The sequence below is a fragment of the Aeromicrobium sp. EU05-FHT14F07 genome (genome assembly GCF_058790455.1).
This window is the reverse complement of record NZ_JBYTCR010000013.1, coordinates 96,787-119,765: the sequence shown is the minus strand read 5'-3', so window position 1 is coordinate 119,765 and position 22,979 is coordinate 96,787. Positions and strand designations below refer to the sequence as shown.

25 protein-coding genes are annotated in these 22,979 nt (G+C 71.9%); 20 read left to right on the top strand and 5 right to left on the bottom strand.

Annotated elements, in window-relative coordinates; translation table 11 throughout:
- Nucleotides 1-167 precede the first annotated feature (167 nt).
- Together AC3WRM_RS12645 and AC3WRM_RS12640 are read right to left on the bottom strand one after the other, a co-directional pair.
- A complete protein-coding gene (locus tag AC3WRM_RS12645) occupies nt 168-749 on the bottom strand; it encodes a cysteine hydrolase family protein (protein ID WP_492247073.1) in 582 nt (193 codons plus the stop codon).
- Nucleotides 746-901 carry a hypothetical protein gene (locus tag AC3WRM_RS12640; protein ID WP_492247072.1) on the bottom strand — a complete coding sequence of 52 codons (156 nt, stop codon included), beginning with the start codon at nt 899-901 and terminating at the stop codon, nt 746-748. The genes AC3WRM_RS12645 and AC3WRM_RS12640 overlap by 4 nt, the downstream gene beginning before the upstream one ends.
- 181 nt (nt 902-1,082) lie before the next feature.
- On the opposite strand from AC3WRM_RS12640, the gene AC3WRM_RS12635 reads away from it, so the two are divergent.
- From AC3WRM_RS12635 to AC3WRM_RS12575, 13 genes are all read left to right on the top strand, one after another.
- The gene (locus AC3WRM_RS12635) at nt 1,083-1,601 is read left to right on the top strand and encodes a hypothetical protein (protein ID WP_492247071.1); all 519 of its coding nucleotides are present in this window, start codon (nt 1,083-1,085) and stop codon (nt 1,599-1,601) included.
- Between the two features lie 75 nt (nt 1,602-1,676).
- A complete protein-coding gene (locus AC3WRM_RS12630) occupies nt 1,677-1,814 on the top strand; it encodes a Flp family type IVb pilin (RefSeq protein WP_492247070.1) in 138 nt (45 codons plus the stop codon).
- A gap of 180 nt (nt 1,815-1,994) precedes the next feature.
- Nucleotides 1,995-2,186: a Flp family type IVb pilin gene (locus AC3WRM_RS12625; RefSeq protein WP_492247069.1), complete on the top strand. Its 192-nt coding sequence runs from the start codon at nt 1,995-1,997 to the stop codon at nt 2,184-2,186.
- 319 nt (nt 2,187-2,505) lie between these two features.
- Nucleotides 2,506-3,180, top strand: coding sequence for a Flp pilus assembly protein CpaB (gene cpaB / locus AC3WRM_RS12620; protein ID WP_492247068.1), 675 nt, complete (start codon nt 2,506-2,508; stop codon nt 3,178-3,180).
- The gene (locus AC3WRM_RS12615) at nt 3,177-4,373 is read left to right on the top strand and encodes a CpaE/TadZ family protein (RefSeq protein ID WP_492247067.1); all 1,197 of its coding nucleotides are present in this window, start codon (nt 3,177-3,179) and stop codon (nt 4,371-4,373) included. Before cpaB ends, AC3WRM_RS12615 begins: the two co-directional genes overlap by 4 nt.
- Before the next feature lies 1 nt (nt 4,374).
- A complete protein-coding gene (locus AC3WRM_RS12610) occupies nt 4,375-5,763 on the top strand; it encodes a TadA family conjugal transfer-associated ATPase (protein WP_492247066.1) in 1,389 nt (462 codons plus the stop codon).
- Entirely contained in the window at nt 5,760-6,704 is a 945-nt protein-coding gene (locus AC3WRM_RS12605; RefSeq protein ID WP_492247065.1) for a type II secretion system F family protein, read from the top strand. The genes AC3WRM_RS12610 and AC3WRM_RS12605 overlap by 4 nt, the downstream gene beginning before the upstream one ends.
- A gap of 1 nt (nt 6,705) precedes the next feature.
- A complete protein-coding gene (locus AC3WRM_RS12600; RefSeq protein ID WP_492247064.1) occupies nt 6,706-7,584 on the top strand; it encodes a type II secretion system F family protein in 879 nt (292 codons plus the stop codon).
- 263 nt (nt 7,585-7,847) lie between these two features.
- On the top strand, nt 7,848-9,095 hold the full coding sequence (locus AC3WRM_RS12595) for an alkane 1-monooxygenase (protein ID WP_492247063.1): 1,248 nt from the start codon (nt 7,848-7,850) through the stop codon (nt 9,093-9,095).
- A complete protein-coding gene (locus AC3WRM_RS12590; RefSeq protein WP_492247062.1) occupies nt 9,095-9,349 on the top strand; it encodes a rubredoxin in 255 nt (84 codons plus the stop codon). Before AC3WRM_RS12595 ends, AC3WRM_RS12590 begins: the two co-directional genes overlap by 1 nt.
- Nucleotides 9,346-9,513, top strand: a complete 168-nt coding sequence (locus AC3WRM_RS12585; RefSeq protein WP_492247061.1) for a rubredoxin — start codon at nt 9,346-9,348, stop codon at nt 9,511-9,513. The genes AC3WRM_RS12590 and AC3WRM_RS12585 overlap by 4 nt, the downstream gene beginning before the upstream one ends.
- A 3-nt stretch (nt 9,514-9,516) precedes the next feature.
- A complete protein-coding gene (locus AC3WRM_RS12580) occupies nt 9,517-10,755 on the top strand; it encodes an NAD(P)/FAD-dependent oxidoreductase (protein WP_492247060.1) in 1,239 nt (412 codons plus the stop codon).
- 38 nt (nt 10,756-10,793) lie between these two features.
- Complete coding sequence (locus tag AC3WRM_RS12575; protein ID WP_492247059.1) at nt 10,794-11,387, top strand: TetR/AcrR family transcriptional regulator; 594 nt, start codon at nt 10,794-10,796, stop codon at nt 11,385-11,387.
- A 10-nt stretch (nt 11,388-11,397) separates the two neighbouring features.
- Here AC3WRM_RS12575 and AC3WRM_RS12570 read toward each other — a convergent pair whose 3' ends face one another.
- Nucleotides 11,398-12,933, bottom strand: coding sequence for a dolichyl-phosphate-mannose--protein mannosyltransferase (locus AC3WRM_RS12570; protein WP_492247058.1), 1,536 nt, complete (start codon nt 12,931-12,933; stop codon nt 11,398-11,400).
- Between the two features lie 91 nt (nt 12,934-13,024).
- A complete protein-coding gene (locus tag AC3WRM_RS12565; RefSeq protein WP_492247057.1) occupies nt 13,025-13,990 on the bottom strand; it encodes a hypothetical protein in 966 nt (321 codons plus the stop codon).
- A gap of 224 nt (nt 13,991-14,214) precedes the next feature.
- Between AC3WRM_RS12565 and rsmI the strand changes: the two genes are divergently transcribed.
- From rsmI to AC3WRM_RS12530, 7 genes are all read left to right on the top strand, one after another.
- Nucleotides 14,215-15,045, top strand: coding sequence for a 16S rRNA (cytidine(1402)-2'-O)-methyltransferase (rsmI, locus tag AC3WRM_RS12560; RefSeq protein WP_492247056.1), 831 nt, complete (start codon nt 14,215-14,217; stop codon nt 15,043-15,045).
- 31 nt (nt 15,046-15,076) lie between these two features.
- Entirely contained in the window at nt 15,077-16,654 is a 1,578-nt protein-coding gene (gene metG, locus AC3WRM_RS12555) for a methionine--tRNA ligase (RefSeq protein ID WP_492247055.1), read from the top strand.
- The gene (locus AC3WRM_RS12550; protein WP_492247054.1) at nt 16,651-17,517 is read left to right on the top strand and encodes a TatD family hydrolase; all 867 of its coding nucleotides are present in this window, start codon (nt 16,651-16,653) and stop codon (nt 17,515-17,517) included. Before metG ends, AC3WRM_RS12550 begins: the two co-directional genes overlap by 4 nt.
- 75 nt (nt 17,518-17,592) lie before the next feature.
- Nucleotides 17,593-18,807: a transglycosylase family protein gene (locus tag AC3WRM_RS12545; protein ID WP_492247053.1), complete on the top strand. Its 1,215-nt coding sequence runs from the start codon at nt 17,593-17,595 to the stop codon at nt 18,805-18,807.
- Nucleotides 18,804-19,667 (top strand): 16S rRNA (adenine(1518)-N(6)/adenine(1519)-N(6))-dimethyltransferase RsmA, encoded by an 864-nt coding sequence (gene rsmA / locus AC3WRM_RS12540; RefSeq protein ID WP_492247085.1) that lies wholly within the window; start codon nt 18,804-18,806, stop codon nt 19,665-19,667. Before AC3WRM_RS12545 ends, rsmA begins: the two co-directional genes overlap by 4 nt.
- Before the next feature lie 21 nt (nt 19,668-19,688).
- Nucleotides 19,689-20,609, top strand: a complete 921-nt coding sequence (locus tag AC3WRM_RS12535; protein WP_492247052.1) for a 4-(cytidine 5'-diphospho)-2-C-methyl-D-erythritol kinase — start codon at nt 19,689-19,691, stop codon at nt 20,607-20,609.
- A gap of 1 nt (nt 20,610) precedes the next feature.
- Nucleotides 20,611-22,419 carry an ABC-F family ATP-binding cassette domain-containing protein gene (locus tag AC3WRM_RS12530; RefSeq protein ID WP_492247051.1) on the top strand — a complete coding sequence of 603 codons (1,809 nt, stop codon included), beginning with the start codon at nt 20,611-20,613 and terminating at the stop codon, nt 22,417-22,419.
- 12 nt (nt 22,420-22,431) lie between these two features.
- On the opposite strand, the gene AC3WRM_RS12525 is transcribed toward AC3WRM_RS12530, so the two are convergent.
- A complete protein-coding gene (locus AC3WRM_RS12525; protein WP_492247050.1) occupies nt 22,432-22,926 on the bottom strand; it encodes a MarR family winged helix-turn-helix transcriptional regulator in 495 nt (164 codons plus the stop codon).
- Nucleotides 22,927-22,979: the final 53 nt, after the last annotated feature.

Genomic DNA, 22,979 nt, shown 5'->3' with positions numbered 1-22,979 from the left:
TCCACCGCGTCATCGCCACCGACCCCCACCACACCACCGACGCACCCCAACGCATCACCCAACTCGAACACGAACTCGGCCTCACCGAAGGCCAGCAGGACTGACCCTGCCAGCGTGGTGGCGGCCACGACATCGCGGCGATGTCGACCACACGCGCGGGGACGTCGCTAGGACGTCGGCCAGCCCTCGCGGGGCTCCCGGACGTCCTGGCGATACTCCTCTGCCAGCCAGCGCAGAGCCTCCCGGTGAGCGTGCTCGTCGTCAGAGACCACCGCCCCGCCGGCGAGGCTGACGCGGAAGTCGTGCGCGTAGGCGCTCGCGGCGGTCATCGCGACACATGCCTGCGTGGCGACGCCGGCGAGCAGCAGCCGGGTCACGTGATGGTCCTGCAGCACCTCCAGCAGGTCGGTGCCGAGGAAGGCGTCGTCGCGACGTTTGGTCACGAGGATCGTGGCGACGTCCGCCAGCTCTGCCACTGGGCCTGCGCCGGCCGTGCCCTCCAGGGCGACCGGACTGTCGTCCTCGCGCATGTTCAGCGCCCAGGTGGCCGGGTCATCCGGCAGCACCGTGCGCACCTCGACGACGGGCGCACCGTGGTGCCGCGCCTGCCCGACCCACCAGTGCACGGCGGCCAGCAGGCCGGCGCGGCGTCGGGCGAGGCCCGGTGCGGCGAGGAAGTCCTCCTGCAGGTCGATGAGCACGAGTGCGGTGGTGCTGGGGTCGGTGTCGGAGCTCCTGGAGGTCGTCACGCCGTCGTCGTACCCACGTCACCTGGCTGTATGTCGACGCCGTGCGCGCACACGCCGAACAGCAGCGTCGTGCCGACCGTGCCCAGCGCGGCGACGGCCAGCGCGAGGGTCGCGGACAGGTCGAGGACCCAGCGGAGACGAGGTGAGGGCACAGGGCCTTCCGACATGAGGGTGCGGACCCGCCAGGGGGACGGGCCCGCACCGTTCAGGGCCCGCCAGGGGGACGAGCCCGTGCTGGTCGAGTACCCGGGTCGGCCGAGGTCATGCATCGACATCGTGCGTCGGCCGACCTCACGGGTGCCGCCGAACGCGACCTCCGCCTACGATCGGTACATGGCTGTCCGTCCTGGTGTGCTCGCCGCCGCTGCGGTGACGACTGCACTCGTCGCGGGCTGCACGAGCTCCGTGGGACCCGGCGGCGGCGAGTCGTTCACCGCGGCGCGCCTGCCGACCCTGACGGCTGCGCCGGAGGCGCCCGCGCCCCGTCCGGACGTGCGACGGACGATGTCAGCCGCGGCCACGCTCGCCACGTTCGAGGCGCCGTTGGACGCCTGCCGGGGACCGGTGGCGATCGACGTGCAGGAGGCGGGACGTCCGCTGCTGGTCTCCGAGCACGACTACTGCGGCGGCGCGGCCTGGATCCCGGGGCTCGACCGCGGTGACGTCGTCGAGCTGGACGGCCCCGGCGTTGACGCCGGTCTCTACCGGGTCGACGTCGTCGACCGGCACCAGCGTCGTGACGTGTTCGTGCGCGACCTGCGCCCGAGTGCGGACGTCGTCCTGCAGACCTGCGTGTCGCAGACCCAGCTCGTGCTGGTGGCCCTGTCCAAGGTCCCTGAACGTGATGCCTGACACCACGTCTTTGGCGGTTTGGGCACCCTTGCCGGACTAGTTCCTCTACCGTGACGACGTCCGGAGGAGGGCACCATGACCCATGACGAGCGCGGCGCGACCGCCATCGAGTACGCGTTGCTGGCCGTCTTCATCGCCGCGGTCATCGCTGCGAGCGTAGTGATCTTCGGTCAGGAGGTGCGCGGGCTGTTCGAGCGCATGCCGTCGTTCTGACACCTGCGCCACACAGGCAGTGTGACGAACGCCATAGTCCGACCGGACTAATAAAAAATGGCCCGTCACTCGGATGACAAACCGGGACTTTCGGACTTAACTGTTTCTCAGGGAGCGTCACCAACAGGGGTGACGGAGCAATCGGGGAACCGGGGCTCGAAACACTGAGGGAGTCACATCATGTACGCACTGTCGACCATCCTGGCCTACATCGCCACCGCGCAGGACCGCCGTGACGAGAGGGGTGCGACCGCCGTCGAGTACGGCCTGCTCGTCGCCCTGATCGCCGCCGTGATCGTGGGCGTGGTGCTCACGCTCGGGACCGAGGTCAAGTCCGGTTTCCAGACGGTCGTGACCGAGCTGCAGAAGTAGGCGGACGGTTTCGGGGGGGGGGGGGGGGGGGGGGGGGGGGGGGGGGGGGGGGGGGGGGGAGGNNNNTTCCCCCCCCCCCCCCCCCCCCCCCCCCCCCCCCCGTCGCCGCACCACGGACGTCACGGAGGATCTGAGGCCTCAGCGACGTCCCCCGCCGCCCACCGGAAAGGGAGCCCGTCGGGCGGCACATCAGGCAACAGGGTGAGGGACCGTCCCGCGACGGGGTGCAGCAGCATCTCGGGGCGTCCTGTCGTGATCCCCACCGCCCCCGCGTCCCGGGGTCACGGGGCGCACGCTTCACGGGAACAGGGAGATTGTCGTGAACAAGCAACGATTGGCCATCGGCGCTGCGGTGCTGCTGGCGGTGCTCGGCTTCGCCGCGCTCGTCGTCTACGCCCAAGGCGCCGACGACCGCGCCTTCGAGGGCACTGAACGCACCACGGTGCTGCGGGTCACCCAGGAGGTGGCCACCAAGACGCCGGCGAGCGAGCTCGCGAAGAGTGTCGAGACCGTCGAGCTGCCGAAGGCGGCGGTGGTGCCTGGTGCCCTCACCGACCTCTCGGACGTCGAGGGCGAGGTCACGCAGGGCGTGCTCGTGCCGGGCGACCAGCTCACGGCCGCCAAGTTCGCGGCAGCCGACGACGTCAAGGGCGACACCGCCGTCCCGAAGGGGATGCAGGAGCTCGCCGTCCAGCTCGAGAGCCAGCGCATCGTGGGAGGTGCACTGGCTCCGGGAGACCTCGTGGGCGTCATGGCCAGCTACGACGGGCGCACCGCGGTGGCGGTCAACCGGGTCCGCGTGCTCGGTGTCACCGCCGGCATCGGCGACGCGCAGGTGGCCTCCGGCGCCACCGTGACCGTCGCCGTGCGGACCGTCGACGCCGAGAAGATCGTCAACGCCATGGAGTTCGGCAAGGTCTGGCTGACGAAGCAGACCACCGACACCGACACCGGTGGAGGTCGCACCGTCGACAGCCAGGTGGTCGCGCCATGAGCCTCGTGCTGATCGTCGGCGGCGACGACGAGCTCGCCGGACGGGTCGAGGGCACCATCGGTCACCAGTGCGTGGCGCTCGGTGCCGACGCCATGCAGGGCGACTCCTCGAGCTTCCTGCGCGGCCTGGACCCGACGGTGATCCCGGACGCCATGATCCTCACCGCAGCGGTGCCGCTGCAGGCCTCCATGGCCCTGGCGCGCGAGGTGGCGGCGGTACGACCCGACGTCGACCTCGTGCTCGTCGCGGCCACCGAGAAGGAGGTCATGCTCGAGGCGATGCGCTCCGGCATCCGGGACGTCGCCCCCAGCATCGACGACCCCAACCTGCTCGCGGGTCTGCGCGCACGGCTCGACGCCCGCACGCCCGCGACGGCGAACGATCCGCTCAAGCTGGCCAGGCCCGCGGCGCCGGTCGACTTCCGGTCGCGCACCCTGACCGTGCTCTCGCCGAAGGGCGGGGTCGGCAAGACCAGCATCGCCACCAACCTGGCGGTCGCGCTGGCGCAGCAGTCGCCCATGGAGGTCGTGCTCGTCGACCTCGACCTGCAGTTCGGCGACGTGTCGACGGTGCTCGACCTGCGCCCGAGCCACACGCTCGAGGACGCGTTCGGGCCGGGAGCCCGCGACAACCTGCTGCTCAAGACGTACCTGACGGTGCACACCGCCGGGTTCTTCGTGCTGTGCGGCGCGGAGTCTCCCGCGGCCAACGACCACGTGACCTCCGAGCAGGTGACCGCCCTCGTGCGCCAGCTGCAGGAGCAGTTCCGCTACGTCGTCGTCGACACCGCCGCCGGGCTCGACGAGGCGACCCTCGGGGCGCTCGAGGCGAGCGACGACGCGGTGCTGGTGAGCACGATGGACATCGCGTGCCTGCGCAGCGTGCGCAAGGAGATCGAGCTGCTGAACGAGCTGGCGATCCTGCCGGCGTCGCGCCACGTGGTGCTGAACTTCGCCGACAAGCAGTCCGGGCTCAAGGTCAAGGACGTCGAGGCCATGCTCGGTGTCCCGGTCGACGTGGTCATGCCGCGTGCGAAGGAGGTGCCCGTCGCCTCCAACAAGGGTGTCCCGTTGAGCGTCAGCAGCCGCTCCAACCCGTTCGTCAAGTCGGTGAAGGCCCTGGCCAGGAAGGTCTACGACCGGGCGCGCGCCGCCGAGAGCAAGCCCGGCCACAAGCGTCTGGAGGTGGCCTGACATGCGGTTGAGCGACCGGCTCGCGAGTGCGCGTGAGGCCAGCACGTTCAGCAGCACCGTCGTCGAGACGGAGGAGCTGGAGGACGTCGACGGCTCGGGCGCGCTCGGCGACGCCTACGCGTCGATGAAGGCGCGCGCGTCCGAGGCCCTCATGGGGCGCATCGGCGCGCGCATCAACGACCCGAGCCTGACCGAGGACCAGCTGCACGCCTTCGTGCGGGAGGAGCTGACCTCGGTCATCGAGGGCGACCAGCAGCTGCTGCTCACCTCCGACGAGCGCCGTCGGCTGGTGCGCGACGTGGAGGACGACGCCCTGGGGCTCGGGCCGCTGGAGCGGATGCTCGAGGACGACACCATCTCCGAGATCATGGTGAACCGCTTCGACCAGGTGTACGTGGAGCGGCGCGGTCGGCTCACCCAGGTGACGGCGCGCTTCGCCTCCGAGGACCACCTGCGCCGCGTCATCGAGCGCATCGTCAGCAAGGTCGGGCGCCGCATCGACGAGTCGTCGCCGCTCGTGGACGCCCGGCTGGCCGACGGGTCCCGCGTGAACGCGGTGATCCCACCGCTGGCCGTCGACGGGTCGTCGCTGACCATCCGCAAGTTCAGCAAGGACCCGTTCACGGTCAGCGACCTCGTCGGGTTCGGCAGCATGACCGAGCAGATGGCCCACCTCCTGCAGGCCTGTGTGCAGGCCAAGCTGAACATCCTGGTCAGCGGCGGCACGGGCACCGGCAAGACGACCCTGCTCAACGTGCTGAGCCGCTTCATCCCGGCCGGCGAGCGGATCGTCACCATCGAGGACGCCGTGGAGCTCAACCTGCAGCAGCCGCACGTCGTGCGCATGGAGGCCCGGCCGGCCAACATCGAGGGCCAGGGCGAGGTGACCATCCGCGACCTCGTGCGCAACTCGCTGCGCATGCGGCCCGACCGCATCGTCGTCGGCGAGTGTCGTGGCGGCGAGGCCCTCGACATGCTGCAGGCCATGAACACGGGCCACGACGGCTCGTTGTCGACCCTGCACGCCAACTCGCCGCGCGACGCGATGTCGCGCCTGGAAACTCTTGTGCTGATGGCGGGCATGGACCTGCCGCTGCGCGCCATCCGCGAGCAGGCGGCCAGCGCGGTCGACCTGATCGTGCAGATCCAGCGGCTCCGCGACGGGTCGCGCCGCGTCGTGAACGTGACCGAGGTGATGGGCCTGGAGGGCGACACGGTCGTGCTGCAGGACATCTTCACCTTCGACTTCGCCGCCGGCGTGGACGAGCACGGACGCTTCCGCGGCAACGCGGTGCCGACCGGCATCCGACCGCGCTTCAGCGAGCGGTTCGCCGACCACGGCATCGTGTTCGACCTGGACCACCTGGTCCGCCAGGCAAGGGTGGGGTGAGCGCGGTGCTGGTGATCGGTGCGGTGCTGGTGATCGGGTCCCTGGTGTGCGCATACCTGGCGCTCGTCGGGGTGCCGGAGACGCGTGGGACGCGTGGACGCGTGGCCGCCTACGCGGTGGTGGAGCAGAAGCCGCTGATGCGGCGAGCCAACGACGGTGCCGTCGAGGTCGTCGAGAAGGTGCTGAGCCGGCGAGGCTGGCGTCCGTTCTCGGCGGAGGAGCTCGAGCTCGCCGGGGTGCGGCGGTCGGTCGCCTCGCTCGTCGTGACGGTGATGGTGCTGGGCGGGGCCACCTTCCTCGGCCTCGTCGTGCTGCAGGTGCCGGTCGTCGCGGCCTTCCTGCTGTCGCTGCTGGTGCCGGTCGTCGCCAAGACCGCCGTGCGCGTGAAGGTGGCGCGGCGCCGCAAGCGGTTCGCCGGCCAGCTGGCGCCGTTGCTGCAGATGATGGCGTCGTCGCTGCGTGCGGGCCAGAGCCTGCCCCGCGCGATGGACGCCGCCTCCCACGACGCCGAGGCGCCGATGTCGGAGGAGCTCTCGCGGGTCGTCAACGAGTACCGCATCGGGCGCGACCTCGTGGACGCCATGGAGGACGTGGCCGACCGGATGCGGTCCGAGGACTTCCGGTGGATCGCCCAGGCGATCGAGTCCCAGCGCGAGACGGGCGGCAACCTCAACGAGATCCTCGACCAGGTGGCCGCGACCATCCGTGAGCGGCACCACGTGCGCGAGCAGGTGATGGCGCTGTCGGCGGAGGGGCGGCTGTCGGCCTACATCCTCATGGGACTGCCGGTCTTCGTCGGGATCTACTACTCGATGGTCGCGTCGACGCAGATGAGCGTCTTCGTGGACTCCTGGATCGGCAAGGTGATCATGGTGGTGTGCGGGCTGATGTACGTGCTCGGCGGCTTCTGGATGCGGTCCATCGTGCGGATCGAGTTCTGACATGGTCCTCCTCGCAGCCTTCCTGCTCGTCTCCGCGCTGCTGCTCGCCCTCATGGGCAGCGGTGTCGTGGCCACGCCCGGCGGGGGCGGTGTGCGCAAGCGCGCCCGCAGCCTGTCGGCGGAGGCCGAGGCGGCGTCCGACACCGGCGTGGTGAAGGTCGACCGCACCCGTGCCGACCTCTGGGAGCGGTTCACGCCCAGCTCCACGCTGCGCCGCCTCGAGCGCAACCTCGTGCTCGCCGGTCACCCCGAGGGGTGGACCCGCGAGCGGGTCGTGCTGATGAAGCCGGCCGCCGCGGTGCTCGGCCTGCTCTTCGGGGCGCTGCTCGTGAGCAAGACGACGAACCCGCTCATGCCGCTCGTCGCGCTCGGCATCATCGGCTTCTGCTACATGGTCCCGGACCTGCTGGTCTACAACTACGCGGTCAAGCGTCAGGAGGAGATCCAGAAGCGACTGCCGGACATGCTCGACCAGATCGTCATCTCGCTCGAGGCCGGCGTCGGCTTCGAGGCCGCGCTGTCGAAGGCGGCCGAGCGGGGGACCGGTCCGCTCGCCGAGGAGGCGTCGCGTCTGATGCAGGACATGAGCCTCGGCATGGCGAGGCGGGAGGCCTACCTGGCGCTCGCCGAGCGCACGTCCGTCGAGGAGCTCAGGACGTTCTGCAAGGCCGTCGTGCAGGCCGAGGAGTTCGGTGTCTCCGTCGCGTCCGTGGTCCGCAGCCAGGCGCAGGAGATGCGCCTCAGTCGCCGACGTCGCGCGGAGGCCAAGGCCCAGCAGGTGCCGGTGAAGATCCTCATCCCGCTGATGACCTGCATCCTGCCGGTGCTGTTCGCGATCGTCATGGGTCCCGCCATCGTCTACGCCTACGCCATCAACTGACACACCCCGCACGACCACAACCGAAGACGCCGGCTCGTCCGGCCCCCAGGCTCCCCGGACCGCGGTTTCCCTGTTGCCCCGGTCCGGGGCCCTCAGCGGGCCGTCCCCGATCTCCCAGTCGGGGGCGGCTCGCTCTGTGGTGACGTGACGCCGCTCACTTGACACTGCCTTAGGGCTTGTCAAGCGACTTGACAGTCGGTACCGTCCTGTCAAGTGATCCACGCCGCACCCCGCCGCGGCGTGACCGGCACCAGGAGGTACCCATGACGCTCTCGACCACGGTCGACGGACGCACCGTCCAGTGGACCGACAGGAAGCGCTACCTGTGGCTCATCGGGGCGATCGTCCCCCTCATCCCGCTCGTGATCTGGGGCGCCGTGGCCGCCACGGGTTGGCACGTGTGGTGGTACTTCGGACCGTTCTTCCTGTTCGTCGTGGTCCCGCTCGTCGACCTCGTGGCCGGGCTCGACCCGAACAACCCGCCGGACGAGCTCATCGAGTCGCTCGAGGAGGACCGCTACTACCGCTGGGTCACGTACGCGTTCATCCCGCTGCAGCTCGCCGGCTTCCTCTGGGGCTGCTTCCTGCTCGGCGACGGCACGATCTTCGGCTGGGACCCGTTCTCGGCCAGCGTGCTGCCCGGGATCGCCGAGCCCCTCACCTGGTACGACAAGCTCGGGCTGGCCACGGGCATGGGGATGGTCGCCGGCATCGGCATCAACACCGCCCACGAGCTCGGCCACAAGAAGGAGGAGCACGAGCGTTGGTTCGCCCGCGTCGCCCTCGCCCAGACCTTCTACGGCCACTTCTACATCGAGCACAACCGCGGCCACCACGTCCGTGTCGCCACGCCGGAGGACCCCGCCAGCAGCCGGCTCGGGGAGAACGTGTGGGAGTTCATGCCGCGCACCGTCGTCGGCAGCCTGCGCAGCGCCTGGGAGCTGGAGAAGAAGCGCTTCGGACGACTGGGGAAGAGCCCGCTCAGCCTCAAGAACGACCTCGTCAACGCCTGGATGTTCAGCGTGCTGCTCTGGGGCCTCGCCCTGGCGGCCTTCGGCTGGCAGATCCTGCCCTACCTGCTGGTCCAGGCCGTGCTCGGCATCTGGCTGCTCGAGTCGGTCAACTTCCTCGAGCACTACGGGATGAAGCGTCAGAAGCTGGAGTCGGGGCGGTACGAGCGCGTCAACCCGTCGCACAGCTGGAACAGCAACAACATCGGCACCAACGTGCTGCTGTACCACCTGCAGCGCCACAGCGACCACCACGCGAACCCGACCCGCCGCTACCAGGCCCTGCGCGACTTCAAGGAGGCCCCCGTGCTGCCCACCGGCTACGCCGGCATGATCGTCGCCACCTGGATCCCCGCCGTCTGGCGCAGGGTCATGGACGAGCGGGTGCTGGCGCACTACGACGGCGACGTCGAGCGCGCCAACCTGCACCCGCGGATGGCCGAGACCTACCGCGCCCGCTACGGCGACCGCCGCCGCGGCCAGCACGAGGCGGCGGCCTGATGGCCCGGTTCATCTGCCCGAACTGCGAGTACGTCTACGACGAGGCCGTCGGCGACCCCCGCGAGGGCTGGCCCGCGGGCACGGCGTTCTCCGCCGTCGACCCGGACTGGACCTGCCCGGACTGCGGCGTGCGCGAGCAGGTGGACTTCGTGCCGGAGGCGGAGTTCACCCACAACGACCAGGATGGCGACATCATCAGTGCCGAGACGCGGGCCGCCCGGGCCCGGCAGGCCGAGCAGGGAGCGCAGCAGTGAAGGTCTGGGAGTGCCAGCAGTGCGGGTTCATCTACGACGAGGCGCAGGGCTGGGAGGAGGAGGGATTCCCGCCCGGCACCCGCTGGGAGGACATCCCCGACGACTGGACCTGCCCGGACTGCGGTGCGTCGAAGGCGGACTTCACGATGACGCAGGTGGGCTGAGACGTGGGTCGTGACACCGACCGGCTGGTCGTCGTCGGTGCGGGCATCGCGGGCGTGAGCGTCGTCGGTGCCGCACGGCTCGCCGGCTTCGAGGGCGAGGTCGTGCTGCTGGGCGACGAGCCCGAGCTGCCCTACCGTCGTCCGCCGGTGTCGAAGGAGGTCGTGCGCGGCGAGAAGACCGCGGACGACATCCGGATCCGCAAGGCCGACTGGTACGACGCGCAGCGGGTGCGGCTGCGCACGGGCGAGCGGGTCGCCGCCGTCGACGTCGAGGCGCGCCACGTCACGCTGGCGTCGGGGGAGGAGCTCGCCTACGGCAGCCTGGTGCTGGCCACCGGCGGTCGGGCCCGGACGCTCGACGCGATCACCGCCCCGGACGCCACCGGTGTGCGGACCCTGCGCGACCTCGCCGACGTCGACGGCGTGCTCGAGGCGCTGCGTCCCGGGGGACGGCTCGTGGTCGTCGGTGCGGGGCTGATCGGGTCCGAGATCGCGGCGAGCGCGCGGGAGCTCGGAGCCGAGGTGACGCTCCTCGAGGCGGCCGCGTCGCCGTTGCAGCACCTCCTGCCGCCCGACCTCGGCGGGCTGTGCACCGAGCTGCACACGGAGCACGGCACGGACCTCCAGCTGGGCGTCGAGGTCACGGCGATCGTCGCCGGCGAGGGCGGGGAGACCGTCGTCGAGGCTGCGGACGGTCGGCGCTGGTCGGCCCCCGTGGTCGTCGTCGCGGTCGGGATGGTGCCGAACGGCGAACTCGCCGCCGCCGCGGGCCTCGCCGTCGAGCGCGGCGCGGTGGTCGTCGACGACCGCGGTCGCACGAGCGCCCCCGACGTGTACGCCGCGGGTGACGTGGTGCTGCGTCCGAGCGCACTGCGCGGCGGTCCGGAACGCGTCGAGCACTGGCAGGGCGCGCAGAACCACGGCACCGCCGTCGGGCGCAACGTCGCCGGTCAGGACGCCGCCTTCGACGAGGTGCCGTGGTGCTGGTCCGACCAGTACGGCCACACGCTGCAGGTGACCGGATGGCCGGCGGCGGCCCACGAGCTCGTCGTGCGTGGCTCGCTCGAGGAGCGCGACTTCACCGCGTTCCTGCTCGACGGCGGGGTCCTGCGCGGCGCGGTCTCCATCGGACGCCCCACCGAGGTGCGGGCGGCTCGGCAGGCCATCGCGGTGGCGGCCAGGCCCGACGTCGGAGCGCTGTCCGCGACGGACGACCTGGCCGAAACCCTGCGGGCGACATGACCGGCCTGGCGCTGGGCGCGAGGGCGTACCGTGCGGGTGTGCCCTCGACCCGCGAACGCCTGCTCGACGCCGCCCAGCACGTGGTGGAGGACGACGGGTGGAGCGCCGTCACCATGGCCCGCATCGCCCGGCTCGCCGGGGTGAGTCGCCAGACGGTGCACAACGAGCTGGGCACGAAGCACGCGCTCGCCCAGGCCCTCGCCCTGCGTGAGCTCGACCGGTTCCTCGCCGTCGTGCGCGACCGCCTGCGCGGCGCGGACGACGTGGTCGAGGCCGTCCGGTCGGCGTGCGAGGGCGCGCTCGAGCTCGGCGAGCGCAGTCTGCTCGTCCGCACCATCGTCACGTCGGTGCCGTCGGAGCAGGACGGCGACCTCCTCAGCGTCCTCACGACCGAGTCGGGCGAGATCGTCGAGGCCGCGTCGGTCGTGGTGCGCGAGGAGCTGCTCGACCGCTTCGCGCCGCTGCCGTTCGACGACGCCGAGCTCGTCGTGGCCGTCGAGGTCGTGGTGCGGCTCGTGCTCTCCTCGATCACGCGACCCTCCAAGCCCGCAGCCGTCGCAGCGCAGGAGATCGCCTGGATCCTCGGGCTGGCGCTCGAGGGACGCGCCGCGACCCGGGCCGCCGCACGCTGAACCGGACCCCTCAGATCCAGCGGCTGAACCACATCCGGTCGAGCCACGCGTCGTAGGGGATGGTCCGGTCGGTCCAGATGGGCAGGAAGTACCAGAAGCAGGCGACGACGGCGACGACGAGCAGACCCACGCCGAGGCCGACCGCGTAACGACGCTGGGCGGTGTCGGCCCACCGTCGCGCCTCGTTGACGAGCAGGCAGAGCGCCACGATCATGAACGGCACCACGAGCACGGCGTAGAAGCTGAAGATCGGCCGGTCGGTGCTGCCGAACCAGGGCAGCCAGCCCGCGGCGACGCCGACGACCGGCACCGCCCAGCGACCGTCGCGCGTGCGGATCCACGCGACCACCGCGGCCACGACCGCCAGCGCCGCCGGCCACCACACCGCCGGGTTGCCGAGCGCGGTGATCTCGCGGATGCACGTCGAGCCCTCGGGCGCCCCGCAGGCCGAGGCCGGCAGCTTGAACTGCGCGTCGAAGGCGACGGGCCGCTCGAGCACGAGCCACCCGGCGGGGTTCGACGCGTAGGGGTGGGTCTTCCCGGCGAGGTAGGAGCCCGTGTGGAAGTCGAAGACCATGACGTGGAAGTGCCACAGGGACCGGAACGCGTCGAGGACCCCGCCGAGGAAGCCCGGTGTCGGCGAGCTGACGTACGAGCCCCACGACGGGTCGCCCAGGCCGTACCGGACGGCGTACGCCTCCTGGTGCAGCAGGAACCCGGTCCAGGTGAGCAGGTACACGACCAGGGCGACGAGCACGAGGTAGCCGAACGCGGGGACGCCGGTCGCGAGCGTCGTGCGGACCCAGCCGAACCGCGGCCCGGTGGACGTGCCGGCGGCGACCTGTGCCCGCGCGTGGGTGCGCCGGGCCAGCACCTCCCACACCACCACGACGACGCCGAACGCCGCGAGGACGTAGAGGCCGCTCCACTTGGTGCCGACCGCCATGCCGAAGCAGACGCCGGCGGCCAGCTGCCACGGGCGCCAGCGCACGTAGCCGTCCAGCCGCGCGCGCACGGCGTCGCGGTCGGCCACGAGACACGCCACCCCCGCGACGACCCAGAACGTCAGGAACACGTCGAGCAGCGCCGTGCGCGACATGACGAAGTGCAGCCCGTCGAGGCAGAGCAGGAGCCCGGCGAGGCACCCCACCCACACCGACCCGGTGAGCCGCAGGACCAGGCGGGCGAGCACCAGCACCGTGAGCGCGCCCACCACCGCGGCGCTGATCCGCCAGCCGAAGGAGTTCATGCCGAAGATCGCCTCACCGAGGGCGATGAGCCACTTCCCGCCGTCGGGGTGTGCGATGTAGGCCGGCTGGCCGTTCGTCAGCCCGGTCAGGACGCCGTCGACGATCTTCTCGTTCGCGTCGGACACGAAGTCCTGCACGTAGCCGTGCTGCAGCAGCGAGTAGGCGTCCTTGGCGTAGTACGTCTCGTCGAACACGAGCAGGTTCGGCCGTCCCAGGTGCCACACCCGCAGCCCGAGCGCCAGCAGCGCCACCGCCGCCGGCCCCAGCCAGCCCACGACCCGATCCCGTGCCTCCACGGGCACATCCTGTCACCCACCCCGAGCGGTGACTCCTCCACCGAATGGTGTGTCCTCGCGACAAGCGGTGGATCGACCACCCCAAGTGGACTCAGAGCGTGGAGGAAGCACCGCCGGACGTCGGGGCAGTGACCAGGGGAGCAGCGAGCAGATGCTGCCACGTCCGCCCGAACTGCGGTGCCGGGCCGTTGTAGCCGGCGCGCACGAGTGCGCGATAGACCGCCAGCACCGTCGTCCGGGGTCGGGCGAGCATCCCGGACGTGATCTGGAGGTACGCCCACGCCTCCTCGCGCAACCGTCCGTAGCGGTGGACGTCGTGCTGGAACTGGCGGATGTCGAGCGCGTGCTGACGACCTTCGAACTCGAGGAGGAGTCGCCACACCGCGTAGACGAGGTCGCCGCGCGCGAGGAACCGCCCCGCAGCGTCGTGGAGGTCGACGTTGACGGCAGGCCGAGGCAGACCCGCGCCGACGACCAGACAGCGGAGCCGGCTCTCCTGCAGGCTCGCTGCCGCCGGGTCCATCCAGGGGAGCATGCGTCGGACGAGTGAAGCGGCGACACGCCAAGGCTGGTCGTCGAGGAGTCGACGCAAGCGGTCGAGGCGGAGGTGCCCTCGGTGCAGGAGCCAGTCGCCGACCATGACCACCTCGATCGGCGAGAGCTCGGCGGCGGCCATCACGAAGGCGCCCTCGACGTCGACGGAGCCGTCCCGGTGCGGCGGCATGGTGACCGTCCGGTGCACGAAGATCCGGTCGAAGGTGAGGTGGTGGTCGCGTGCGAGGGTGAAGCGCAGCGGCAGGAGCGGGCCGAAGTCGAGTCCCAGGGGGAGCAGCCTCGTGAGATGGCTGAGCTGAGCGTCGGGCGGCAGCGCGAGGCGCGCCGCCTCGATCAGCTCGAGTGCCGTGAGGTGCGTGTCGTGGGAGCGGTAGACGCGGGGGAACACCTGGACGAACCGTGGATGCTCCAGCATCCGAGGGCTGATCCCGACGGCGATCGCCTCGGAGCGGTGGAACGCGCGACCGGCGAGGACGGACGGCAGGGGAGTGGGACGGCGCATGGAGCCATCCGACTCGCTCGCCACAGGTCGTGGGGCCCGTCGCGTCGAGCCTGTGGACGACGTCCGCGCTGCCCGTCGACGGGGTGTGGACGCCCACTCGGCGGTGGATCGTCCACCCTTCCAGGGCTGAGAAGGTGGACGATCCACCGCGGCCACCCCTTCCCGCGCATTCGGTGGAGGATCCACCGCTCGGGGGGCGAGCGGAGCGGTGGGAGGATGGGTGGGTGCTGATCCTCGCTGCGACGCCCATCGGTCGGCCGGACGACGCGTCGCCGAGGCTGGTGGCGGCGCTCGGGGCGGCCGACGTGGTGGCCGCGGAGGACACGCGACGGCTGCGGCGGCTCGCGGGTGACCTGGGGGCGGAGGTGCGGGGACGCGTCGTGTCCTACTTCGAGGGGAACGAGCGGGAGCGGACGCCGGAGCTCGTCGAGCACCTCCTCGCCGGGCTCGACGTCCTGCTCGTCACCGACGCCGGGATGCCCAGCGTGTCCGACCCCGGCTACCGGCTCGTGGCCGCGGCGCTCGAGGCCGACGTCGATGTGCGCGCCATCCCCGGTCCGTCGGCCGTCCTCACGGCGCTGGCCGTCAGCGGCCTCCCGGTCGACCGGTTCTGCTTCGAGGGGTTCCCCGCCCGGAAGGCGGGAGAGCGGGACCGCGCCTTCGCGGCCCTCGCCACCGAGCAGCGCACGATGGTCTTCTTCGAGTCGCCCCACCGCACCCGCGCGACCCTGGCCGCGCTCGCCGACGCGCTCGGCCCCGACCGTCGCGCTGCCGTGTGCCGCGAGCTCACGAAGACGTACGAGGAGGTCGCTCGCGGCAGCCTCGCCGAGCTCGTCGCGTGGGCCGACGCGCAGGAGCACGGCGTCCGCGGCGAGGTGACCCTCGTGGTCGCCGGCCACGTCCCCGTCGTTGCCGACCTCGACGCCGACGCGCTCCGCGACCTCGTGGCCGACGCCGAGGCGACCGGACTGAGCCGCAAGGACGCGGTCGCGAAGGTCGTCGCCGACACCGGCGTGCGGAAGCGGGTCGTCTACGACGCCGCGCACGCCCGCTGAGGACGTCCCACCGGGTCACTAGGATCGTGGTGTGTCCTACTACGTCACCACGCCGATCTACTACGTCAACGACGCCCCGCACATCGGCCACGGCTACACGACGGTCATCGGCGACGTCCTGACCCGCTGGCACCGCCAGCGCGGCGAGGACGTCTGGTACCTCACGGGCACCGACGAGCACGGCCTGAAGGTGCTGCGCAAGGCGCAGCAGAACGGCGCCACGCCGCAGGAGTGGACCGACCGGCTGGTCGAGACGGAGTGGAAGCCGCTGCTAGAGCTGCTCGACATCGCCAACGACGACTTCATCCGCACGAGCGAGGAGCGTCACGAGAAGGGCGCCCAGGCGTTCTGGCAGGACCTCCACGACCGCGGCGAGGTCTACAAGGGCGAGTTCAGCGGCTGGTACTCGGTCGGCTCGGAGGAGTTCGTGGCCGAGGACGACGTCGTCGACGGCGAGGGTGACGACGAGGGGCACAAGGTCTCGGCGCTCGACGGGTCGCGCGTCGAGCACGTGACGGAGGAGAACTACTTCTTCCCGCTCAGCAAGTACGCCGACCGGCTCCTCGAGCTCTACGAGACCAACCCCGACTTCATCCAGCCCGAGTCGGCCCGCAACGAGGTGGTCTCCTTCGTGCGGCGCGGTCTCAAGGACCTGTCGATCAGCCGTTCCACGTTCGACTGGGGCATCCAGGTCCCGTGGGACCCGTCGCACGTCATGTACGTGTGGATCGAGGCGCTGCTCAACTACGTCACGGCAGCCGGCTACGGCGTCGACGACGAGCGGTTCGGCGAGCTGTGGCCCGCCGACGTGCACCTCGTCGGCAAGGACATCGCGCGCTTCCACGCCGTGATCTGGCCCGCGATGCTGATGGCCGCCGGCCGCCCGGTGCCGCACCGCGTGTTCGCGCACGGCTGGCTGCTCGTGGGCGGGCAGAAGATGAGCAAGAGCAAGGCCAACGGCATCCGCCCCGACGAGATCGTCGAGGTGTTCGGTTCCGACGCCTACCGCTACTACTTCTCGCGCGCGCTGACGTTCGGCTCCGACGGCTCCATCTCGTGGGAGGACATGCGCGCCCGCTACCACGCCGAGCTCGCCAACGGCTTCGGCAACCTGGCGTCGCGCGTGGCCGCCATGATCGGCAAGTACTTCGACGGCACGCTGCCGGCAGCCGGTGAGCACACCGCCGCCGAGGAGGCCGTCGTCGCGCTCGTCGCGGAGGCGTCGGTCGAGGCCGACCGGGCGATCGACCGGATCGCGCCGCAGGACGCGCTGGCGCAGGTCTGGCGGATCGTCGAGGCGCTGAACGGCTACCTCACCGAGCAGGCGCCGTGGCAGGTGGCGAAGCACGCGTCAGAAGCGGCACAGCGGGAGCGCCTCGCCACCATCCTCGTGACGGCCGCGGAGGGGCTGCGCGTCCTCGCGGTGCTGCTGCACCCGGTGATGCCGCGCGCCACCGCGTCGCTGTGGGAGTCCCTGGGCGCCGAGCCGGCGCTCGGCGCGCTGGCCGAGCAGCGCATCGGGACCGTCGCGCAGTGGGGACGTCTGCCCGAGGGCTCGGTCGTCACGAAGGTGCCCAGCCTGTTCCCGCGCCTCGAGGACGACGCGTGAGCGACGCCGCCTGGCCCTGGCCGGACGCCCCCGAACCGCTGCCGTCGCCCGTCGTCGACAACCACTGCCACCTCGACCACAGGATCAAGGGTGGCCTGCTGATCGACGTCGAGGACGCCCTCGACCGGGCGGCGGCGGTCAACGTCGACCGGATCGTGCAGGTGGGCTGCGACCTCGAGGGGTCGCGCTGGGCGGTCGAGACGGCGCGGCAGCACGAGGCGATCGTCGCGGCCGTCGCCCTGCACCCCAACGAGGCGCCGCTCCTGGAGCAGGCCGGGACGCTCGACGACGCGCTCGCCGAGATCGAGGCCCTCGCGCAGGATCCCGCGGTCCGTGCGGTGGGGGAGACCGGCCTCGACTACTTCCGCACCGGCGCCGACGGGCGCGCCGCCCAGCACCGCTCGTTCCGGGCGCACATCGACGTGGCCCGACGCCACGACCGGACCCTCGTCATCCACGACCGCGACGCGCACGACGACGTCCTCGCGATCCTCGACGAGCAGGGCGTGCCCGAGCGCACGGTCATGCACTGCTTCTCCGGCGACGCCGACGTGGCCCGACGCTGCCTCGACCGCGGTGCCTACCTCTCGTTCTCCGGGACGGTCACCTTCAAGAACGCCGAGCCGCTGCGGGAGGCGCTGGCCGTCACACCGACCGACCGGATCCTCGTGGAGACCGATGCGCCCTTCCTCACACCCACGCCGCACCGCGGTCGACCCAACGCGTCGTTCCTGGTGCCCCACACGGTGCGCTTCATGGCCGAGTTCCTGGGCAGATCCGTCGACGACCTGTGCCGGGCGATCGACGAGAACACCGACCGTGCCTTCGGCGGGTCGTGGCCTCGGCACACGCCGGCTGTTTGACGTCAGCGCCGTCCTCCCTCAGGGTGGACGGGCTGCCCATCTCCAGCTGACCTTGTCCCCGACCAGAGGAAAGCAGTGCACCACCCTCGACAGAAGACCTCCCAGACCACCCCTCAGGACCCCGCGGACGCCACTCGGCGCCGCCACCGCCAGACCACGAAGCGCGTCGTCATCGCCCTCAACCTGGCCGTCCTCCTCGTCCTCGGAGCCGGCGTCGCCGCCTACGGCAGCCTCTCCAAAACCGTGACCCTCGACGTCGACGGCCGCAAGGACACCGTCCGCACCTTCGGCACCTCCGTCGGGTCGCTGCTCAAGAGCCACGACGTCCGCACGAAGGACGCCGCCGTCGACGCTAAGCCGACCGCGTCGGTCTCCGACGGCGACACGATCAAGGTCCGCTACGCGAAGGACGTCACGGTCGCCGTCGACGGCACCGTGCGCCGGGAGCGGCTGCACGCCGCCACCGTCGGCGACGTCCTCGACGAGCTCGACGTCTCCCCGCGCAAGGGTGCGGAGGTGAACGCCGCGAAGGACACCCGCCTGGACGACACCGCGTCGACCGTCGTCGTCTCGAACCCCAAGAAGCTCACCGTCCGCGCCGACGGCCGCAAGCGGACCGTCACGAGCGCCGCCCCCACCGCGGGCGAGGTGCTCGAGGAGGCCGGCGTGCGCCTCGGCGCCGCCGACGAGGTGCGCGCCGGTGACGCCCTCGGCGAGGCCGCCCTGGTCAAGCCGGGCGAGCGCGTCGAGGTCGTGCGGGTCCGGATGGTCGACACCGACCGCACGCTGCGCACGGCCCCGAAGACGGAGGTCCGCGAGGACGACACCCTCGAGAAGGGCACCGAGAAGGTGCTGCGCCCCGGTGCACCGCGCGTCGTCCAGCAGAAGGTGCTCGTCACCCGGGCCAACGGCAAGGTGCGCTCGACCCTCGTGCTGACCGAGAAGGTCACCGACCGCGGCAGCCAGCGCGTCGTGCTGCGCGGCACGAAGGAGCCCGAGCCCGAGGAGACGACGCTGGCGGCCCCGGCCCCCGAGTCGGCTCCCGCGGTCGGCGACGACAGCGTCTGGGACCGCATCGCGCAGTGCGAGTCCGGTGGCAACTGGAGCATCAACACCGGCAACGGCTACTACGGTGGTCTGCAGTTCAGCGCCGCCACGTGGCACAGCGTCGGTGGCCCCGGCCTCCCGCACGAGAACAGCCGCGAGGTGCAGATCAAGTACGCGAAGATCCTGCAGCAGCGCTCCGGCTGGGGCCAGTGGTCCTGCGCCGCCAAGGTCGGTGTGCACTGAGCAGCACCCCGCCCAGCCCGGTCTCGCTGCTGGGTGCGTCCGACGTCCGACGCATCGCTGACGCGATCGGACTGCGACCCACCAAACAGCGTGGCCAGAACTTCGTGGTCGACGGCAACACCGTGCGCCGTATCGTCCGCGACTCCGGGATCGGCCCCGACGACGTCGTCGTCGAGGTCGGTCCCGGTCTCGGTTCGCTGACCCTCGCGCTGCTCGAGGTCGCCCGGCACGTCGTGGCCGTCGAGGTCGACCCGGTGCTCGCGCAGCGTCTGCCGACCACCGTGGCCGAGCAGGCACCGGGGCACGTCGAGCGGCTCGACCTCGTGCTGGCCGACGCGATGCGCGTCGAGGAGCTCCCCGGCCCCACCCCCACCGCCCTGGTCGCGAACCTGCCCTACAACGTGTCCGTCCCGGTGCTGCTGCACCTGCTGGAGCGGTTCGAGACGCTCGCGTCGGTGCTCGTCATGGTGCAGGCCGAGGTGGCCCACCGGCTCGCGGCACCACCCGGTTCCCGCACCTACGGCGTGCCGAGCGTGAAGGCGGCCTGGTACTGCGACGTCGCCCTCGCGGGCACGGTCGGACGCCAGGTGTTCTGGCCCGTGCCGAACGTCGACTCCGCGCTCGTGTCGCTGCGTCGCCGCGCCACGCCCGGCGACGACGACCTGCGCCGTGCCACCTTCCGCGTGGTCGACGCCGCCTTCGCCCAGCGTCGCAAGACGTTGAGGGCCGCGCTCTCCGGCCTCGCCGGGTCCGGCGCGGCGGCCGAGGCGGCCCTGCGCGCAGCCGACGTCGACCCGCAGGCCCGGGGCGAGCAGCTCGACGTCGTCGCGTTCGCGCGGATCGCGTCGGCTCTTGGCTGAGCGGATCGGTAGGTTGGTGCGGTGAGAACCGTCAGCGCGCGCGTGCCAGCCAAGATCAACCTGGCGCTCGGCGTCGGTGGTGTCCGCGAGGACGGCTTCCACCCGCTCGCGACGGTCTACCAGGCCCTCGACCTGTACGACGAGGTCCGCGCCACCGCGAACGAGACCGGCGACGTGACGGTCGAGACGACCAGCGACGTCCCCGGTGCCGAGACCGAGGCGTCCCTGGTCCCGCGAGGTCGCGACAACCTCGCCGTGCGCGCGGCGCTCGCGCTGCGCGAGCAGGCCGGCGTCGAGGCCGGTGTCGACCTCATGATCCGCAAGGCGATCCCGGTCGCCGGCGGCATGGCCGGAGGGTCCGCCGACGCTGCGGCCACGCTCGTCGCGTGCAACGACGTGTGGGGTCTCGGCTGGTCCCGGCACGAGCTCGAGCCGGTCGCAGCCGGTCTCGGCAGCGACGTGCCCTTCCTGCTCCACGGCGGCAACGCGATCGGCGGCGGACGAGGTGAGCTCGTCAGCCCGGTCCTGGCGCGCGGCACCTACCACTGGGTCGTCGCGGTGTCCGGCATCGGACTGTCGACGGCGTCGGTGTACGCCGAGTTCGACCGGCTGAACGCCGACCGCGAGCTGCCGACGCCGGAGGTCCCCGACGCGCTCCTCGCCGCGCTGCGCTCGGGGGACGCCGTCGCGCTCGGTGCCGCCCTCTCCAACGACCTCACGGAGGCCGCGCTCTCGCTGCGACCTGACCTGGCCCAGACCCTCGAGGTCGGAGTGGAGGCCGGCGCCCTCGGCGCCCTCGTGTCCGGCTCGGGGCCCACGTGCGTGTTCCTCGCCGCGGACGAGCAGCAGAGCCTCGACATCGCGATCGCGCTCGCCGGCACGGGCCGGTGCGCCGACGTCGTCCAGCTGGTCGGTCCCGTGCCCGGCGTGCGGGTGGTCTGACGTGGCCGCACCGGCGGGTCGCCGCACCCCGCTCATCGGCGGCGAGGGACTCCAGCTGTCGTTCCCGACGAAGGACGTGCTCGACGACGTCACGCTCGGTCTCTCCGAGGGGCAGCGGGTCGGGGTCGTCGGCCGCAACGGCGACGGCAAGTCGACGCTGATGCGGGTGCTGGCGCGCCGGCTCGAACCCGACGAGGGTCGGGTCACCTGGCGTCGCGACCTGCGCGTCGGCTACGTCGACCAGTCCGACACGCTCGACGCCGACCTCACGGTCGCGCAGACCGTGGTCGGCGACACCGCCGAGCACGTGTGGGCCGGTGACCCGCGCGTCCGCGACGTCGTCGCCGGGCTGCTCGGCGACGTCGACTGGGACGGACCCGTGGCCGGACTGAGCGGCGGGCAGCGTCGTCGGGTGTCGCTCGCGGCCGTCCTCGTGCACGAGCACGACGTGCTGTTCCTCGACGAGCCCACCAACCACCTCGACGTCGAGGGGGTGACCTGGCTGGCCGCCCACCTCAACGCGCGGTTCGCGTCGGGCCAGGGCGCCTTCGTCGTCGTCACGCACGACCGCTGGTTCCTCGACGAGGTGTGCACCGACACCTGGGAGGTCCACGACGCGGTCGTCGAGCCGTTCGAGGGCGGGTACGCCGCCTACGTGCTGCAGCGTGTGGAGCGCGACCGCCAGGCTGCTGCCGCCGAGTCGCGTCGCCAGAACCTCCTGCGCAAGGAGCTGGCGTGGCTGCGACGCGGCGCGCCGGCCCGCACCTCGAAGCCGAAGTTCCGCATCGACGCGGCCAACGAGCTGATCGAGCGCGAGCCGCCCGTGCGCGACAGCGTCGAGCTGAGACGGGTCGCGACGGCGCGGCTGGGCAAGGACGTCGTCGACCTGCTCGACGTGTCGGTCTCCTTCGGCGACCGCGAGGTGCTCTCGCACGTCGAGTGGCGGATCGCACCGGGCGAGCGGACCGGCATCCTGGGCGCGAACGGCGCCGGCAAGAGCACGCTGCTCTCGCTGGTCGCCGGTCGGCTGCAGCCCACGCGAGGCCGGGTCAAGCGCGGCACGACGGTGCGGGTGGCCACCTTGACGCAGGCGCTGACCGAGCTGGACGCGATCGCCGACGACCGGGTCCGTGACGTGGTGGCGGCGCGCCGCGCCAGCTACCAGGCCGACGGCGCGGAGGTGACGCCGTCGCAGATGCTGGAACAGCTCGGGTTCTCCAGCGCCCAGCTCTCGAACCGGGTCAAGGACCTGTCGGGCGGCCAGCGCCGTCGTCTGCAGCTGCTGCTCACCCTGCTCGACGAGCCGAACGTGCTGATCCTCGACGAGCCCACCAACGACATGGACACCGACATGCTGGCGGCGATCGAGGACCTGCTCGACACGTGGCCGGGCACGCTGCTCGTCGTCAGCCACGACCGCTACCTGCTGGAGCGCGTGACCGACCAGCAGTACTCCGTGCTGGACGGGCGTCTGCGTCACCTGCCGGGCGGCGTCGACGAGTACCTGCGGCTGCGGCGGGCCACGGAGCCGGTCGCGTCCGGCGCCGCTCCTCCCGCGTCGGCCCCGCAGCCCGCTGCCGCGGCGCCCCCGGCCGGAGGTGGCTCCGCCCAGGACCGTCAGGCACGCAAGGAGGCGGCGCGCCTGGAGCGGCAGATCGAGCGGCTCGCCGCGCAGGAGGCCGACCTCGAGCGGCGGATGGTCGAGGCGGCGACCGAGCCGGCCCGGCTCGTGCCGCTGTCGGAGGAGCACGCCCAGGTCGTCGCGGAGCGTGAGCGGCTGGAGGAGCGCTGGCTCGAGGTCGCCGACTGAGCCCAGCGAGGGTCAGACGTGGCGGGCCAGCGTGCGCAGCGACGCGGCCAGCGTCTCCGCGTCGTCGGGGTCGAGGCTGGACAGCAGCGACCGCTCCTGCTCGAGGAGCTCGTCGAGGGCGGCGTCCACGGCCGCGCGTCCGGCGGGGGTGAGGGTGACCAGCACACCCCGACGGTCGCCCGGGTCGGCCTCGCGGGCCACCAGGCCGCGCCCGGCGAGCCGGTCGACGCGGTTCGTCATCGTGCCGCTCGTGACCATGGTCTCCGTGACGAGCCGGCCGGGGGAGAGCTGGTACGGCGGTCCCGAGCGACGCAGGGCCGACAGCACGTCGAACTCCCAGGGCTCCAGCGCGTGGGCCGCGAACGCCGCCCGGCGCGCGCGGTCGAGGTGACGGGCGAGGCGGGTGACCCGGCTGAGCACCTGCATGGGGCGCGTGTCCAGGTCGGGACGCTCGCGCTGCCAGGCCGCGACGATGCCGTCGACCTCGTCGAGCTCGTCGCCACCCATGACGTCACTGTAGTTCGTCAAGATTCTTGATGTCGAGATTGTTGTCGAGCCAG